17 protein-coding genes are annotated in these 18,361 nt (G+C 32.0%); 8 read left to right on the forward strand and 9 right to left on the reverse strand.

Features of this window, described 5'->3' with window-relative positions:
- Positions 1 to 32: 32 nt before the first annotated feature.
- From D1816_RS14320 to D1816_RS14345, 6 genes are all read left to right on the forward strand, one after another.
- On the forward strand, positions 33 to 554 hold the full coding sequence (locus tag D1816_RS14320) for an RNase A-like domain-containing protein (protein WP_147405145.1): 522 nt from the start codon (positions 33 to 35) through the stop codon (positions 552 to 554).
- 92 nt (positions 555 to 646) lie between these two features.
- Entirely contained in the window at positions 647 to 928 is a 282-nt protein-coding gene (locus tag D1816_RS14325) for a hypothetical protein (protein WP_118503695.1), read from the forward strand.
- A gap of 80 nt (positions 929 to 1,008) precedes the next feature.
- Positions 1,009 to 4,356, forward strand: coding sequence for a transcription-repair coupling factor (gene mfd / locus D1816_RS14330; RefSeq protein WP_118503697.1), 3,348 nt, complete (start codon positions 1,009 to 1,011; stop codon positions 4,354 to 4,356).
- Positions 4,357 to 4,585: 229 nt separating this feature from the next.
- On the forward strand, positions 4,586 to 4,918 hold the full coding sequence (locus D1816_RS14335; protein WP_066320311.1) for a hypothetical protein: 333 nt from the start codon (positions 4,586 to 4,588) through the stop codon (positions 4,916 to 4,918).
- Positions 4,919 to 5,384: 466 nt separating this feature from the next.
- Complete coding sequence (locus D1816_RS14340; RefSeq protein ID WP_118506263.1) at positions 5,385 to 6,230, forward strand: helix-turn-helix domain-containing protein; 846 nt, start codon at positions 5,385 to 5,387, stop codon at positions 6,228 to 6,230.
- An 87-nt stretch (positions 6,231 to 6,317) separates the two neighbouring features.
- Positions 6,318 to 7,508 carry a serine hydrolase gene (locus tag D1816_RS14345; RefSeq protein WP_118503699.1) on the forward strand — a complete coding sequence of 397 codons (1,191 nt, stop codon included), beginning with the start codon at positions 6,318 to 6,320 and terminating at the stop codon, positions 7,506 to 7,508.
- A 204-nt stretch (positions 7,509 to 7,712) separates the two neighbouring features.
- Here D1816_RS14345 and D1816_RS25695 read toward each other — a convergent pair whose 3' ends face one another.
- The 9 genes from D1816_RS25695 to D1816_RS14380 form a co-directional block, all read right to left on the reverse strand.
- A complete protein-coding gene (locus D1816_RS25695) occupies positions 7,713 to 7,883 on the reverse strand; it encodes a hypothetical protein (RefSeq protein WP_158597821.1) in 171 nt (56 codons plus the stop codon).
- A 44-nt stretch (positions 7,884 to 7,927) separates the two neighbouring features.
- The gene (locus tag D1816_RS14350) at positions 7,928 to 8,857 is read right to left on the reverse strand and encodes a hypothetical protein (protein ID WP_118503701.1); all 930 of its coding nucleotides are present in this window, start codon (positions 8,855 to 8,857) and stop codon (positions 7,928 to 7,930) included.
- A 79-nt stretch (positions 8,858 to 8,936) separates the two neighbouring features.
- The gene (locus D1816_RS14355; RefSeq protein ID WP_118503703.1) at positions 8,937 to 10,061 is read right to left on the reverse strand and encodes an AraC family transcriptional regulator; all 1,125 of its coding nucleotides are present in this window, start codon (positions 10,059 to 10,061) and stop codon (positions 8,937 to 8,939) included.
- Between the two features lie 202 nt (positions 10,062 to 10,263).
- Complete coding sequence (locus tag D1816_RS25700; protein ID WP_158597822.1) at positions 10,264 to 10,434, reverse strand: hypothetical protein; 171 nt, start codon at positions 10,432 to 10,434, stop codon at positions 10,264 to 10,266.
- A 98-nt stretch (positions 10,435 to 10,532) separates the two neighbouring features.
- Positions 10,533 to 11,465, reverse strand: a complete 933-nt coding sequence (locus D1816_RS14360; protein ID WP_118503705.1) for an SMP-30/gluconolactonase/LRE family protein — start codon at positions 11,463 to 11,465, stop codon at positions 10,533 to 10,535.
- Positions 11,466 to 11,546: 81 nt separating this feature from the next.
- Positions 11,547 to 12,665 (reverse strand): AraC family transcriptional regulator, encoded by a 1,119-nt coding sequence (locus D1816_RS14365; RefSeq protein WP_118503707.1) that lies wholly within the window; start codon positions 12,663 to 12,665, stop codon positions 11,547 to 11,549.
- Between the two features lie 113 nt (positions 12,666 to 12,778).
- Positions 12,779 to 13,672, reverse strand: coding sequence for an aldo/keto reductase (locus tag D1816_RS14370; RefSeq protein WP_118503709.1), 894 nt, complete (start codon positions 13,670 to 13,672; stop codon positions 12,779 to 12,781).
- 140 nt (positions 13,673 to 13,812) lie between these two features.
- Positions 13,813 to 14,172, reverse strand: coding sequence for a YraN family protein (locus tag D1816_RS14375; protein ID WP_066320288.1), 360 nt, complete (start codon positions 14,170 to 14,172; stop codon positions 13,813 to 13,815).
- A gap of 3 nt (positions 14,173 to 14,175) precedes the next feature.
- Positions 14,176 to 15,072, reverse strand: a complete 897-nt coding sequence (locus D1816_RS14380) for an LD-carboxypeptidase (protein ID WP_066320286.1) — start codon at positions 15,070 to 15,072, stop codon at positions 14,176 to 14,178.
- A gap of 106 nt (positions 15,073 to 15,178) precedes the next feature.
- On the opposite strand from D1816_RS14380, the gene D1816_RS14385 reads away from it, so the two are divergent.
- Together D1816_RS14385 and D1816_RS14390 are read left to right on the forward strand one after the other, a co-directional pair.
- Positions 15,179 to 16,705, forward strand: coding sequence for a DUF1800 family protein (locus D1816_RS14385; protein ID WP_158597823.1), 1,527 nt, complete (start codon positions 15,179 to 15,181; stop codon positions 16,703 to 16,705).
- A gap of 7 nt (positions 16,706 to 16,712) precedes the next feature.
- Complete coding sequence (locus tag D1816_RS14390; protein WP_066320282.1) at positions 16,713 to 18,344, forward strand: DUF1501 domain-containing protein; 1,632 nt, start codon at positions 16,713 to 16,715, stop codon at positions 18,342 to 18,344.
- The last annotated feature ends 17 nt before the right edge of the window (positions 18,345 to 18,361 follow it).

Here is an 18,361-nt window from a genome sequence, read left to right on the forward strand (position 1 = left end):
CCAGAGTTTATTTTAATCTTAAAATCAAACTCATGAAATTTCCAAAAATCAATTACTTCTTAAAACTATTTGTTTTAGGATTAGTGATCATATCTTCTTTTTCTTCTTGCGAAAAAAACGATGACAGTACGGTCGTATCTATAGAACAGCTAGATAAAGAAGAAAACCTATTCCCTTCAAAAAATTCAACCTTTTTAAGACAACAAGAAAGTTTAGGTGGTCATACTATCGAGCGACATGTAGGAAAGTCCACAGCATACCTTCGCAATAGATTAAATACAAGTTCAATTAGTGCCGCCAGTACATACTATGAGTTAAACCAAGCTGGACAAGTAATCGTAAATGCTATTAACACAAATAGGGTTCGAATTAATAATTGGTTAAGTGGCGGTGGTTCCAGACTTACATTAAGCTATACACATAGAAGAAATATAGGTGTTGTATTAAGGAGAGGGCAAAATAATCCAAATCCTTCAAGAAAATTTAGAGTGATCTTACAAAAAAGATCAAGTGCTCCAAATGGATATTATGTATTGACATCATACCCAAATTAATATTTTAATGCATCAAAAACCAAAAACCCTCGTATCTAAAAATTGAATTTAATATATTTGGATTTGAGGGTTTTTAAACTGAATAATAAAGTATGTTAGAAGTAAAGTACCCCTTTTTGTTTCAATTTCTTACCGGATATTTCTCAAGTGCAGATCTCGATAATCTGAATGATCAAGAAGTGGTAAAACGTTTTTTTTCTGAAAACCCATTTGATATCATCAACCAAACTCAAAAAGAATTAAATATTATTATTGAGGACACTAGTATTTTAGCTGAAATAGGTATCGAAGCCAATAAATATTTTAAAAACGATGATGAAACTATCTCATGGGTTAAAAGCATAGCTCAAAGTTTTACTAACGAATTATCTTGAAAAACTCTTTAGAATTTTACGCTTATATAACATTCTATAAAATACTTAAAATATTATATTTGTGCTAAAATACCCGCTTAGTGAGCACTACTTTAATCTCGCAAACCATTTCACAGTCTCTGCAAGTACAGAAACTGGGAAAAGCTATTGCCCAATCTGAAGCAAAAGTACATTTACAAGGCCTACTAGGATCTTCTCTTTCTTTTGCAATTACTGCCATTTTTGAAACTAGTGAACAACCCTTTTTATGCATTTTTAACGATAAAGAAGAGGCAGCATATTATCTAAATGATCTTGAACAATTACTGGGTGACAAAAATGTTTTGTTCTATCCAGGTAGTTATCGTAGACCATATCAAATAGAAGAAACCGATAATGCTAATGTACTACTTAGAGCAGAAGTTCTTAACCGAATTAATTCTCGCAAAAAACCAGCTTTAATCGTTACCTATCCCGATGCTCTATTCGAAAAAGTAGTTACCCGAAAGGAACTGGAAAAAAATACACTAAAAATAAGCGTAAATGACACCTTATCTCTTGATTTTATAAATGAAGTTTTATTTGAATATCAATTTCAAAGAGTAGATTTTGTAACAGAACCAGGAGAATTTTCGGTACGTGGTGGGATTGTAGACGTTTTTTCTTTTAGTAATGACAAACCTTATCGAATCGAGTTTTTTGGAGACGAAGTCGATAGTATAAGAACATTTGATGTAGAAACTCAATTATCTACAGATCAAATTAAAAAAATTACGGTAATTCCAAATGTCGAAAATAAAGCCATGCAAGAAACTCGAGAGAGCTTTTTAAAATATATTGCTTCAAAAACGGTAGTTCTTGCCAAGGATATTGATTTACTTTCTGCTAGAATTGATAAAAATTTTGAAAAAGCCGAAGTGGCTTTTAAAACATTATCAGAAGATATAAAACATGGTAAACCAAACGAACTTTTTGCCACTTCAGAACTTATTAAAAAACAATTATTAGAGTTTACATTAGTAGAAATTGGAGACCGACCTTTTACCAAAGCAGATTATGCCATAAAATTTGATACTAAGCCTCAACCATCGTTTAATAAACAGTTTGATTTACTGATTCAAAATCTAAATGAAAATCATGAAAATGGATATAAGAATTATATCTTCTGTGTGAGTGAGCAGCAAGCAAAACGTTTTCATGATATTTTTGATGATGCCGATCTTGATGTAAAACAATATGAAACCATTGTTTTTTCTGCTTTTCAAGGTTTTATAGATCACAATCAAAAGATTGCTTGTTATACCGACCATCAGATATTTGAGCGTTATCACAAGTTCAATCTAAAAAATGGATACGCCAAAAAACAAGCTATTACCCTTAAAGAGCTTACAAATCTTGAGGTTGGTGATTATGTCACCCATATCGATCATGGAATAGGAAAATTTGGAGGTCTGCAAAAAATAGATGTTGAAGGTAAAAAGCAAGAGGCTATAAAATTAATTTACGGAGAAAGGGATGTACTATACTTGAGCATTCATTCTCTGCATAAAATTTCTAAGTATAACGGTAAGGATGGTAAACCTCCTCAAATTTATAAGTTAGGTTCAAAAGCTTGGAAAACTCTTAAACAAAAAACCAAAGCTCGTGTAAAACATATAGCGTTTAACCTCATTCAGCTATATGCAAAGCGAAAGTTACAAAAAGGGTTTCAGTATAACCCTGATAGCTATTTACAACATGAACTTGAGGCTTCTTTTATCTATGAAGACACTCCCGATCAAAGTACCGCCACAGAAGCTGTAAAATCGGATATGGAAAGTGAACGCCCGATGGATCGCTTGATATGTGGAGATGTTGGATTTGGTAAGACAGAAGTTGCTATACGAGCTGCATTTAAGGCCGTTGATAATGGTAAACAAGTCGCTATTCTTGTTCCTACTACAATTCTTGCTTTTCAACATGCAAAAACATTTAGAGAACGTCTTAAAGATTTCCCGGTAACAGTAGATTATGTAAACCGTTTCCGTACAGCTAAACAAAAAAGAGAAACATTAGAAGAATTAGCATCAGGAAAAGTTGATATTATTATTGGTACGCATCAACTGGTCAATAAAAGTGTAAAATTTAAAGATCTTGGATTATTGGTGATCGATGAAGAACAAAAATTTGGTGTATCTGTAAAAGACAAGCTTAAAACGATTAAAGAAAATGTAGATACACTAACATTAACCGCCACCCCTATCCCGCGTACATTACAATTTAGTTTAATGGCAGCCCGCGATTTATCAACAATTACTACTCCCCCTCCTAATCGATATCCAATAGAAACCAATGTGATACGATTTAACGAAGAAACTATTAGAGATGCCATTAGCTATGAAATACAACGTGGTGGACAAGTATATTTTATTCATAATAGAATTGAAAATATAAAAGAAGTAGCAGGTATGGTACAACGTCTTGTTCCTGATGCTAAAGTAGGTATTGGACATGGACAAATGGAAGGAAAAAAATTAGAAAGTTTAATGCTTTCTTTTATGAATGGTGAATTTGATGTTTTAATTTCTACTACTATTGTGGAGAGTGGCTTAGACGTGCCAAATGCTAATACTATTTTTATTAATAATGCCAATAATTTTGGACTTTCTGATTTGCATCAAATGCGAGGTCGTGTGGGTAGGAGCAATAAAAAAGCATTCTGTTATTTTATCACACCTCCTTATTCTGCCATGACAGAAGATGCACGCAAGCGTATTACTGCTCTAGAACAATTTTCTGAACTTGGAAGTGGATTTAACATCGCTATGAAAGATCTTGAGATACGAGGTGCAGGAGATTTGTTGGGTGGTGAACAAAGTGGTTTTATTAATGAAATTGGATTTGATACTTATCAGAAAATTCTAAATGAAGCTATCGAAGAACTTAAAGAAAATGAGTTTGCCGAACTTTATGAAGATGAAGCCAAAGAAAAAGTATATCTAAAAGATACCCAAATTGATACCGATTTTGAACTGTTGTTTCCCGATGATTACATTAACAATATTACAGAACGATTAAATCTTTATACCGAACTTAACGGAATAAAAGATGAAGAAGCCTTGCAAAACTATGAATTGAGATTAATTGATCGTTTTGGCGAACTACCAGACCAAGCGTTAGATTTATTAAATTCTGTTAGAATAAAATGGATTGCAACCGGCATAGGCTTGGAAAAAGTAATTCTGAAACAAAACAAATTAATTGGATATTTTATTAGTGATCAACAATCTGGTTTTTACCAGACTCCTGCGTTCTCTTTAGTACTTCAATTTGTACAAAAGAATCCTGGTGTTTGTAAAATGAAAGAAAAACAAACCAGAAATGGGTTACGCTTATTACTAACTTTTGAACACATAAAATCTGTGGACAAAGCATTAAAGGTTTTACAACCACTAAAGCTTGAGAATTAGTAAATTGAATATATCTTATACAAGACCACAGTCTAATTAGTGGCACCTGTTAATTTTGTAAGAACAATCTTTCTTTTTCTTGTTTTAAAGGTATTGAAATTAGATTCTAAACTTTTAAAAACCATTCATCGATAAAAAATTGTATTTTAACGATAGTTTTTAGGTGTTTTACCGTCAAACACTTTATAATGGAGTATATATTTTTAATTTTAATCATAATTCTAACAATATGACCAACAAAATTATGAATAGAAGAGAAGAATTTAGTTTTTTAAAAGGAACCTGGAAGCAGATTAAAAAAATAAACAATACAGTGAATCAATTTATCGATGATCTAAATAACGATAAACTTTATGCAATAAATTATGCCAACTTAAGAAGAAGGTTTATTGAAGAAATAGAGAACTACAAGAACAACCCTGAATTGATCGATATAGAAGAATTTTCTATGAATTATTCTTTTGGATATCATTATTGTAATAATATTGATGACATGAATAGTAAAGAAGCTATGTTCATTGAGGTTAAAGGATATCTAAAGACATTAACAATAAGAGCCTAAAGGAAAAAGATTTTTTAATACCTTAAAGTTTGCTCATACCATTCAAAATAAAGTGATCAATCTGTAATTACTTAACAATTTAAACTAAGGCGCATTAATCAAAACTAATGTAGACTATCTAGCTTACAAAAAACAATATTTTTTCCCGAAACATATATGTATTAATCAGAATACTATCTTCAAGATCTAATCTTAAAAGTGCTTAAAAAACACATAACAAAGTATTGATAAAAATTAATTTCTTAAATAATCAATACCTCATCCCAATAGAATAATTCCTATATTTCGAATTCAAAATAAAAACCCAAAAGCTTTGAAACTTCTATCTATATCCCAATTGGCGGGTAAATGGCGGGTCAAAGACAAGCTAAAATATTTGACAAACTAATGTTATAATTTAATATTGCTGAAGAAAATGAAACCAAGTTCTAGTGATCACCAGAATACAACTAAAAACTTAAGAATCATGAAACAGCCAGCATTAGGTTTAAAAATATCTGAACTCAGAAAGTCAAAAGGACTTACACAAGAAGAACTTGTAGAACAATGTAACATTAGTGTTCGTACTATACAACGTATTGAAGCTGGAGAGGTAATGCCCAGAAGCTATACTGTAAAGACAATTTTATCGGCCTTAGATTATGATTTAGAAAAAATTCAAACAGAAAGTTCTACTGCTACAAAAGAGTTTAAAAAACTATTTTTACTTGAAATTGATGACCAAAAGAACGCTAATTTTCTTACTCGACAACTTTCTATTGCATGGATTAGTGGTATCATCTACTTCTTACTTGGATTTGGAGAGTTTGCCATAGATTATCTTAGGTATGCTCAAGATGAAATGATCATTAACAACATTGTTTACATCCTTCTAAAATTAGTCATCCTTACATCTGTTCTATTGTTTACTCGTGGATTTATTCTTACAGGAAAAATCTTTAAAAATTATTTGCTTCGTATCACCGCTTTTATTGTTGTTTTTATCAATTGTATATTTTATGCCTATGATATTTTATCTCTTTATTTTGGAACATTTGACACTGAAGTTTTAATGGGTGCAGAAGCTGTTACTTTTGGTATCATCGGGATATTATTTGGAATATCTGTACTACGCTTAAAAAATGGATTAGGAACAATTGCAACTGTTACCGGCATTTTTGAAATCGTTACCTATAGTTTACTAGTCACTATTGTATTATCATTTCTAGGAATGTTTGTACTTACACCAACAATAATTTTAGAAATCATCCTGCTTTACAAAGTTTCTGAAATGCTTAAAGAAAAGCAAACAGAAATGAATCAGAATTCATAAGCAACTCAACACGAAATACTTCAGGACATTTATTGAGTAATTCTTCAATAAAGAGGGAACACTTATGCCTAATTTTAAACATAGAAAATGAAAAAGACAATCATAATTCTAATAATAATCATAGTATTACCAACTTGCTTTTATCTTTTTGAACCTATCCTAGTTTACAATACTGGGTGGTCTCCATATCCTCAAACCAATCAATTACGGCCAGTTAAACAACATAAAGATTCAATTTTAAAAGAAGCAGATCATCTACTTACAAGCATTTTTAACCAACTTAAGACACCAGCTTTCTCTGTTGCTATTGGTCAAAATGACAAAATTATATGGTCTAACGCTATTGGTTATCAAGACATTGAAAAATCAATAAAAGCTAACATACACACAAAATTCAGAATAGGTAGTACTTCTAAGGCTGTAACTTCGATCGGATTAGGTGTTCTAATTCAGAATAACAAACTAGATTTCACCACTAAAGTCAAAGAAATTATTCCTTATAGTAGTGCTAATCTTTCAGAAATTACGGTAAAACAATTGGCTTCGCATACTTCAGGAATTCGTAATTACGGGACTTGTTTATGTTTTCCGATCTGGGAATATTACAACACCAAGGAATATCAAACCGCAAAAAACAGTATCGAAGTATTTAATGGAGATAAATTACTATTTACTCCGGGTTCTGATTTTAGCTATAGTTCTTATAATTACACCTTGTTAAGTGCAATGATTGAATGTGTTACAAAAAAGGAATTCCCAGATTTTATGAAAACTGATGTATTTGATCCCTTAAAGATTCATATTGAAACAGAAAAACCATCTACTAATCCAAAAAATTTATCTAAGTTCTACGAAGTCGAGAACAATCAATACAAAGAAGTTTTCAAGGTCAACAACAGTAATAAATGGGCTGGTGGAGGATTTATTGCAACACCAAGTGATCTGGTAACTTTAGGTAACGCTTTTTTAAACAAGAAAATACTAAATGATACTATTGTAACCTCATTAATACAACCTATTATCTTAAACAACGGAAAGGTGAATAAGCAAAATTATGCTATTGGATGGCGTAATGACACTATTCAATCTATTTTTAATGATAAACGTGATGTCCAAATACTACATCATGCCGGTGTTGCATACGGAGCAACCTCTGTGTTTATATTATTTCCAGAATACGATTTATCTATTTCTTTACTTATGAACAAAAGTGGTTCTGCATCTGATTTGTTTAATCACGCTTATACTTTTGTAAAGCTATTTTTATCTAAATCCTAACCACATGAAAACCTTAATTGTATTTATAATCATTATCATAACGAATTTAATCAAAACAATTCTTCAATAGCAGGATTTAATATTTTGATACTTAATATTCTACATAAAATCCAATAGGGATTCAATATAAAATCAAACAGGATCAGAATGCAAACATTCTGATCCTGTTTTCGTAAGAATTTGCCTTATTGTTCTTTTTTAAACCTATACTGGACCTCCAACAGGTCTGCATATACATCCCGCACAGATATAGGGATAATCGCAATCACCACCAGAGTGACAAAATGAATTTAGTCCCCCACCACCATTGATAATTTGTTGTTGATTTTTGTCTAGTTGCTTAACTCCTTGATGATTTAAAATTGTTTGTAACATACTAATCGGTTTTAATAAATTTGAAATAAATTGTAGACTTCTTACTATAGTTTTATAATTCGTAATCCTCCAACTCCCGTATATTCTGATATATAGAAAGTTCTTGTATACTTATTAAATGCAATTCCGTTGGGGTTCGTAAATGAAGCTTCTAGCAAAGGCCCATCTACTTGTTTAGGCTCTCCATTACCTGCAATAATCTCTACAACCCCATCTAATGAAACTTTGAAAATGTAATTAACGGCTATTCCCGTAGCATAAATTACATCATTTACTATGGTGATATATCCAATACCAAAATTTTGTATTACTATATTTGGAATATTAGCAACTAGTGAAATTTGTCCATTTTGATCAATGCTATAAATATCAGCAGTATAAAAGTTGGCTACGATTACATTCCCTTTACTATCCAGATCAATACCAACACCTCCTAAAAGTCTAGGATCATTAGCATAAACAGTTATTTCTCCATCAGAAGAGATCTTATGTACCGTTGGAGCTGTATAATTAGATATAAATAAATTATCCTTATGATCAATAGTCATACTACTAGGCCAACCATCAATAGTAGCAATAACCTTACGATCTCCATTGGGTTGTATTTTTAATACCTGACCATTAATAGTATTGTTAGCGTTATTTACATATAAGTTTCCTTTAGAATCTTGCGCAGTACCTAAAGGACCAGATAAACCTTGGATTGTATCTAAAATTTTTCCTTTTGGTGATAGTCTAAAGACACGAGTACCACTTCCTCCAGTATCTACAAACCTACCGTATTCTGAAACATATACATTGCCATTTTTACCTATCGATACTGCTCCATTTGCAGCAAAATTGTTAATTAATGTTTCAACTTGTGGGTCCGGACGAATACCATCACCATAGCATGACGAAAGTAGTAATACGATCAATAAGGATGATGTAAACCAAATAATTTTTGTTAAACTTTCTTTACGAAATACCTTCATTTTTTTGAGTTTTTAAAGTTTTGATAAATGTATTTTCAAAAACCTTAAAAATCGACCGTAGGTATACAATAAAACACATCTATACTAAGTCCAATTTCTTTATATAATTACTCGGTGTATCATTTACAAACATTTTAAATGCTTTATTAAAAGTAGATTTAGAACTAAATCCTGAATCCAGAGATAATGCAAAAAGAGTATGGTCGTGATGCTCTCCGTTTTGGATTTTTTGTATAAATTCTTTTACTCTATATTGATTGATGTAGTCATAAAAGGTACTTTTATGAATATTATTAAGTAACCATGACACATTATTCGTAGAGGTATTAAGTCGGTTTGCAAGTTCTACAAGCGTTAATTTATGATCTAAATATATTTTTTCATTCATCATTATATTTTCCAGATCAGTTGAAAGTACTTTTAATGCTGTACCTTCTAATCTATTTTTGCTTTTTCTTTCTTTTTTGTTTTCAATAGGCATTCTAAAAAAATCTGGTTGTTTTAGACTATAAAACCCTATCACATAAATAAAAATAGAAACAGCTATCCAAATAGAATTATAACTAACAAAGGGGGAATAAATCTCTAGAAAGTAATACGATAAGTAACTTATGATCCAAAATATTAAAAACACCACTACAGTAACCAAAATGGCTATTAAAAAAGGAAGAAGATTTTGAGCAAAGGATAAATTTTTCTTTTTCTCTTTTTGATATTTTCTTATAAGTTGAAAACAACAATAACAGTAATACAGGTTAAAGAGTATTCCAGTAGTTTCAATAATTAAAAAAGGAATAGTAAGCTCTCCAATTGTAGCCTTTATAACTATTTCACCATAAGAATATTGATACGTCCAAAAATGATATATCAACATACAAACTGCGGGTACAAAAGTAAAATACGATAATCTATGTTTCGTTATTTCATTAAAGATCAATCTTCTAAAGTAGAGATAAAGTAAGGGACCAAACACAAAGACTAATACGTCAACAAATAAACCTATCCTAAAAAACAATTTGTGACTTGTTCCTATAGTAAAGAAGAACCGTCCAATCAACATTACACATGCAATTATCAAAATCAGGGATAATATCCTATTTGCTAATTTATTTTTATGTTGTATAATTTGAATTACGATCGCCAAAAAAAAACCTTGACTAATTCCTATAAAAAGAATAAAATGAATAACATTAAAAGACTGCATTATACGCTACTAGACATTTATGCAAAATTACTTAAATATACTTTATATATACGACCGATTGTATACACTCGAACACATCTTTTGTAAAGATGTCTTGAGTATAAAGTGAAAAATTTAACTAAAAACCTATTTAAAAAATAGGTTTCAATAATAAAAGTCTAGAATGAGACCTCATTCTAGACTTTTATAAAGTTATTAAATTTTATACTGGACCTCCGACAGGTCTGCATATACATCCCGCACAGATATAGGGATAATCGCAATCATCACCAGAGTGACAAAATGAATTTAGTCCCCCACCACCATTGATAATTTGTTGTTGATTTTTGTCTAGTTGCTTAACTCCTTGACGATTTAAAATTGTTTGTAACATAATAACTGGTTTTAAGATTAAAATTTACCTATTTAAAGATATCAAATTGATTTTACTACAAAACGCTAAATATCAGTTTATTAAATAATAAATACCTACTATCTTAGCTTTATTTTTCTTAGAGCACCTGTTCCTCCAAATTCTGAAATATAAAGTGCCTTACCATATTTATCTGCAGTTATCCCATTAGGTCCATTAAAAGAAGCTTCGTTAATAAGACCATCTACCACCGCGGCATTGCCATTACCAGCAAATTCTTCTACCTGACCATCTAGAGTAACCCTAAATATTTTATTTACGCCAATACCAGTCGCAAAAACAGAATTACCGACAACGGTTATATAGCCAATTCCAAAACCATTAACTACGGCATTAGGAATAGTAGCAATTAGTGTAACAATTCCTTCTGGGTTGATGGATAAGATATCTGCAGTTGCAAAATTACCGACAATAAGATTTCCTTTACGATCAAAATCAACTCCTACTCCACCTGCTAATCTAGGATCTGACGCATATACAGTCACTTCTCCTTGAGGTGTAATTCTATGAACTGTTGGTGTGCCAAAATTTGATACATAAATATTTTTATGATGATCTAATGTTAAACCAGAAGGAAATCCATTAATAGTTGCTAAAACAGTTTGAGATCCGTCTGGTGTGATTTTCAGAATGTCTCCTGCTCCGTCTCCGCTTCCATTAACAACGTAAAGATTACCTTGTGCATCAATTGCATTTCCTAAAGGACCTGTTAGACCTGTTGCAAACTCTGTGACATCACCACTTTTAGACACTTTAAACACTCTTGTTCCGTTTCCATTCGCTCCGACAAACTGACCAAATTCAGAAACATAAACATTCCCAAATTTATCGACACTAACAGCGTCATTTCCGGCAAAATCTGTGACAAATGTTTCTACTTCGAGTTCCGGATCAAAACCATCTCCATAACAAGAAGAAACTATAATAGACAACCCCATTACAGCGAAAAAAAGAATTGTTTTCGCACTACTGTTTTTAATACATGTTTTCATGATAAGTGATTTTTAAGTTAAGCTCGAAACTAACTTAGACTATCACAAAAATCGACAGCTTGGATATACTCGTACCTTTTTTTAGGCTGCTTTTAATCCTTTTATATAATTACTAGGCGTTGTATTCATTTCTAATTTGAACGCTTTATTAAAGGTAGATTTTGAATTAAAACCCACTTCCATAGCAATAGCAAGAATCGTATGATTAAGATGCTCTTCTTTTTCAATACGTTTTAAAAACTCAAGAACTCTATTGCGATTGATGTAATCATAAAAATTAATTCTTAAGATAGTATTAAGATACCATGATACATTATGTGAAGATGTATTTAACCTTATTGCAAGATCTCTAAGCGTTAAATCAGGTTTCAAAAATATTTTTTCTTTTTTGATTAAGTCATCTAATTTTTTTCCCAAAGAAATTATTTCATCTTGCGGTAAACGTTTTGATAGTTTTACTTTCTCTTTTTGAAAAGGCATTCTAAAAAGTTCTGGTTCTTTAAGACTGTAATAACCTACTACAAAAATAAAGATGGATATGGCTCCCCACATAGAATTATACCCTATAAATTGTATTGAGTGGTTAAAGAAATAAATTGCGATATAGTTTATGGCCCACATCATTAAAAAAACACCTACAGCTATCTGAAAAAACTTTAAAAATGACAATAAATTTTGATGATAAGAAACTGCATTTTTTTCTTCTTTAATATACTTTTTTAGTAGCTTAAAATTAAGTATCCAATAATAGAAATTAGCTATAACCCCAACTCCTTCGATAACAAAAAAAGGAATCCTGAAAAATCCTGAATTCATTTTTTTTGAAAATGTTTCTTCTGATAATGATATGGTATAACAAAAAAATAAAAAATGTAATAGTGCTAATAAATAATGTATTTTAGGTAGCTTAAACGTATCATTATTAGCAAATGCTATTCGCCTAAAATACTCGTAACATAGTGGGCCAAAAATAAAAATAACTGTATCTACTAATACTGTCCATTGTAAAAATCTTGGTGTTAAAAATTTAAAATAAACCAATCTTCCTAACAACATAAGAACTGCTAATAACAGCACTAAGGACAGGATTTTATTTGCACCTTTATTCCTGTTACGAATCATCTGAATTGTCACTGCCAAAAAGATACCTTGACTAATTCCTAAAAACAGAATTAGATCTATAAATTCAAATGATTTCATATATCTATATTTTTTTGATAAAACTAGAGTAACATCATAGCTATTTCGACCGAATGGATGCAATCGTACTCTAAAAACAGACTGTTACAGCATATTTTTTAAAAAGCAGATCCTTATCTATGTGCTGTATATCTATTTTGTGTTACACCATTTTTTAACACCAACATATCTTCTACAGATAGGTTTTGATCATTATCGTACTGTAAACATTCTTTTAACTGATCTTTTGAACGAGCTCCCAAAACTGCAGAAGTAATAGCCGGATGTGCTAACACATAGTTAATTGCACTTTGACACATTGTTTTACCTCCTTTAGAAATTTGATTTAAAATCGCTACTGCAGATGCAACTTGAGCCTCATCATGTTCCAAATACGCTTTTACAGGCTTACCCGCAAGTAATCCTTTGGCTACTGTTCCTCTGGTTAAGACCCCAATATTCTTTTTCAATAATAAATCCAGGCATTCTTCTTCTGGTCGTCTATCTAATAAACTGTATTGCATCATAACACTTATGATATTTGACCTTTTAACATATTCTTTTATAACATTAGGTCGTATTGAAGAAATACCATAATATCGAATTTTACCTGATTTTTTAAGAGTCTCGAATGCATCAATTGTTTCATCAATAGGATCATCTATGGTTCCGCCATGTAATTGATAAAGATCAATATAATCTGTTTGTAACCTTAGTAAACTCTTCTCTACGGCTTCAATTATATATTTCTTGCTGGGGTTCCAATCCCAACCACTATGATCGTTACGCAACTGATTACCCACTTTAGTTGCGATAATAAGATCGTTTCGAATGCCTTTTATAGATTTACCTAGCATTACCTCGTTCTCTCCACTTTGATATAAATCTGCTGTATCAAAATAATTAACCCCTTTATCTATAGCGTAATGAATAAGTTCTTTGGCAATAGCTTCACTTTCTAAGGACATACATCCAAAAGAAACCTCACTTATTGTTAATTCAGAATTTCCTAGTTTACGATATCTCATATAGAAGTGGTTTAAAATTTTTTGATCAATTGAAGTGTGTTTTTGCGCTTCATAGTAACGCTACGCAGTAAGAAAAAGATAAATATGAGTGAAAAAGGACATTTTTATAGCGAATTGAAAAAAGTTTAAACCACTTCATATTAAAAATGATAAAAAGCATCTTCAAGATGCTCTATTTTGGTTCCTGATGCATTCTTTATAATTGCTATAATATCAAAACGTACTTCTACATCCAGATCATTTTCTATAACGTAATAATCGATTGTTTTTACCAATGATTGCATTTGTTTAGGTTTTACAAAATCTTGCGGATTACCAAATTCTGGGGTGCTTCTAGTTTTAACCTCTACAGCAACAACAATAGTTCCTTTTTGAGCAATAATATCAATTTCGGACTTAAGGTATCTATAATTCTTTTCTAAAATAGTATACCCGTGATTTACTAAAAAATCGGCAGCCATTTGTTCTCCTTTTTTCCCAAGAGCATTATGTTCGGCCATATCCTATATATATTCAAGTTTAACTTCGTCTTCTTTTATTTCAAGAAATGCTTCTGCACCTAACATCAGTGCTCTATTATCCTCTATATGTCCCATAGGAAAATTAAAAACTACAGGAAAATTATAATCCGAAACTACATCCAAAATAATACCTTTTGCTTTTTTTCCAAAAGGTATATTATTGTCATGCATCTTACTCATACCACCTACTATCAAACCTGATAATTGGTCAAAACAGCCATTCCTTTTTAAGTTATAGAGCATACGATCAATATGGTAAAGATATTCATCCAAATCTTCTATACACAAAATTTTACCTGTTGTATCTAAAGAGGATTTAGAACCACATAATGAATATAAAATAGATAAATTACCTCCTATTAATTGTCCTTTACAACTTCCAGAAACATTCTTTTTTGATGGATTTATAGTATAGCTTACTTTTTCTCCAAAAATGATATCATGAAGTGAATTTCTAGACGCATCGCTACCTTTATGTACATCTATTGGCATGGCTGCATGCAAGGAACAAATACCTAAATTATGAATATGAGAATGAAGTACGGTAATATCTGAATACCCGATTATCCATTTTGGCTTTTTACAAAAACCTTCAAAATTAATGTGATCTACAATTCTTATAGTACCATATCCTCCTCTAGCGCACCATATTGCTTTGATCTCATCATCGTCCAGCATTTTCTGAAAATCATTTACTCTTTCTTGATCAGAACCAGCGAATTGATGATTTTGTTTACCTATTGTTTCACCTATAATGGGATCCAAACCCCACTTTTCTAATATATTAATTGCCTCTCTTATCTCTCTAAAATCAATCTTTCTAGCGGTAGATACTATTGCAATTTTATCTCCAGGACTAACAAAATCAGGGGTTAACATTTCTTAAAATTTCAAATTTGAATACTAATTAACAAATACTTTCGTTATAATCTATTATATTGTGTTGAATTTGTCCCTCAACTTTACTACTAAAACGTGAATGCCTATGATATCTGATACTTCTTGTAATCTAGATTCTTTGGATCCCTATGTGCCCTCGGCAACTGATCCTTGGAACGTAACAAAAATAAATCATTTATATCGAAGACTTGGGTTTGGTGCCTCTAAAACAGATGTTTTATCCGCACTATCCAACAGTCCATCGGCTCTAGTCGATGCTATGATTGATAATGCTATAGCATTAAATACAACTCCATTACCAGCTTGGGGCATGTGGAACAGAGATCAGTTTGAAGCCGCTGAAATGGCTAATCAAGATAATGATGTTGGTTTCTACAGACGCGAAGGAAAAAACCAAATGGTAGGTGATCTGATTCAAAATGGAGTGAGAGACCGATTAACTCTATTTTGGAGTAATCATTTTGTTACCGAAGATGATACGTATCGAAGCCCAGCGTATCAAGCGCAGTATTATTCTATGCTGCAAATGCATGCCTTAGGTAATTTTAGAGATTTTGTATATGATATAGGTATATCAAATGCAATGTTAGTATATCTTAATGGTGATGAAAATATTAGAGACAGACCAAATGAGAATTATGCAAGAGAGCTATATGAGCTTTTTACTCTTGGAGTAGATAATGATTATACCGAAGATGATATTCAAGAAACCTCAAAAGCTCTTACGGGTTATGTAGATACAAATGATATTCCTTGGGGAGACATTTTATTTAATCCAGCACAATTTAGTAATGACAATAAAACCATTTTTGGTCAATCCGGAAATTGGACCTATGACGATGTCATTAATATTTTATTCCAACAAAGAACTACACAAGTAGCAACATTTATTTGCACTAAATTGTACGCTTATTTTGTAAGTCCTACATGTAGTGAAGCTATTGTTGCACAGATGGCGCAAACCTTTATTGATAATAATTTTGATATTGCACCGGTACTTCGCCAACTTTTTAAAAGCCAGCACTTTTTTAATATTGAAGCTATAGGAGCTATTATTAAAAGTCCTTGTGATTTAATGATTTGTTTTTATAACGAACTGGGATTTACTTTATCTTCCACAGATGTGAATGATTTTATAAGAGGTACAGTTCGTGTTTTAGGACAAGATGTATTAAATCCTATAGATGTTGAAGGTTGGCAAGGTGATGAGGATTGGATCAGTCCTGACTATTTAATAGGTCGATGGGAAAGCGCACGATTTCTTATCAACAGAGCCTGGATGGAGAACCAACAACAATTTAGGGATTTTGTCGTGGGATTACCAATTGGTACTGCAGGAGATGGTAATCTTGCCACTACTTTAAGTGCCGATGAAGTTGATATTGTAGTAAGAGCATTAGTGAATTACTTTTTCCCAAGAGGCATAGCCGATCCTGTAATTTATAATGAAATTTTGGGTGTATTTAAAGATGTACCTGCCTTTCCTCCTAGTTATTATGAGCCAGATGCCATGGATCCTGCTATATGGAGACTAGATCGCGCAGAGGTAGCAGAGCAATTCTTTGCCTTCTTAAACTACATTGTAGACATCCCCGAATTTCAACTTAAATAAAATTGCTATGTGTCAAACGAATCACAATCAAAATATAAAATTAGATAAAGACGGTAATTGTAATACCGATGATCATAAAAAATGGAACCGAAGATCGTTTCTTCAAGCCCTTGGGCTTGTTGGTGGAGGCTCAATGATGCTTGCCAACACTCCTTTATCGGTGTCAAGACCATCCCCATTATCTATTGCATTAAGTCAAGCCACAAATAATGAGAATATTTGTGTTTTTGTCCGTCTAAGTGGTGGTAATGATGGTTTTAATACTATCATCCCTGTATATGACTATGACGTATATGCCAATGCCAGACCATTAATACGAATACCGCCTAGTGAGTTTATCAATCTTAATGAAGACTTTGCCATGCCTAAACCAATGAATAAATTAGAAGGTGTTTGGGGTGATGGCCAAATGAAAGTTGTTCATGGTGTTGGATATGAAGATTCATCATTATCTCACTTTAAAGGTTCTGATATTTATGCCAATACGAATCTACAAGATGATGATCGAACAGGTTTCATGGGTAGGTATTTTGGCGAAATTTATCCTGATTACTTTTTTAATCCGCCACCAAGCCCACCGTCTATTCAGATAGGAAGTATTGGTAATTTAATTTTTAAAGGTCCGCAAAGTGATTATTCTTTTGCAGTTTCAGACCCTAGAAGATTACTTCAAATCATAGAAAACGAAACTTTTTATAATCTTGATGGTTTAGATGAATGTACTTATGATGATAAAGTAAGATATTTAAGAGAAGCCACCAATACTACATTTAATTATGCAGATGTAATTAGTGCAGCCTACGAGAGATCTACCGATTTTGGTGGTTATCTAGATGACAGTTTAGGAAGACAGTTTAGCATCATTTCTAGGTTGATTAAAGGAAATCTTGGTACTAAAGTATTTTTAGTAACCTTAGGAGGTTTTGATACACATAATAATCAGACACAAAGGCACCAACAATTACTTACATCCTTCTCTGAGGCTATAAGTAATTTCTATGCCGATTTAACAGCCGCTGGCTGGGATGATAAGGTACTTACGATGACTATGTCAGAGTTTGGTAGACGATTTAGAGAAAATGGTTCTTTGGGTACCGATCATGGTACCGCTGCGCCAACAATGTTTTTTGGAACTGCGCTAAACGGAAATGGTTTTGTAGGGGAACACCCTGACTTAAACAGTTTAACTCGTGGAGGAAACGTATCAAACACTATGGATTTTAGACGTGTATATGCCACTGTAATGAAAGATTGGCTATGCATTGACGAAGGTCTGGTCGGACGATCCTTATTAGATACTGATGGTGGTCCCTTTGAATCGCTTGATTTAGGATTCAACTGCTCAGGTACCAATCCTAATATCCCTACAGATGGAGAAACGTTAACGCACATTCCTACATATAGTGATAGTCAAACATTTATTAATATCGTATCTCCGCAAACAACGCATATAGATGTTTCTTTATATAATGTTGTAGGACAAAAGGTCGCAACATTAAGTAATGAGATGCTTATGGAAGGTGTAAATCTTGTCATTAATGTAAAAGAATCTGCAAATACAAGACTAAGTACCGGCCCGTATGTATATCGTATTGAGACCAATAACGGTGAGTTTAGCAAATCTATTATTATTTCATAAATTCAATAAATACTACC

Origin of the sequence: Aquimarina sp. AD10, from assembly GCF_003443715.1 — a bacterium.
GTDB classification, from domain to species: Bacteria; Bacteroidota; Bacteroidia; order Flavobacteriales; family Flavobacteriaceae; genus Aquimarina; species Aquimarina aggregata.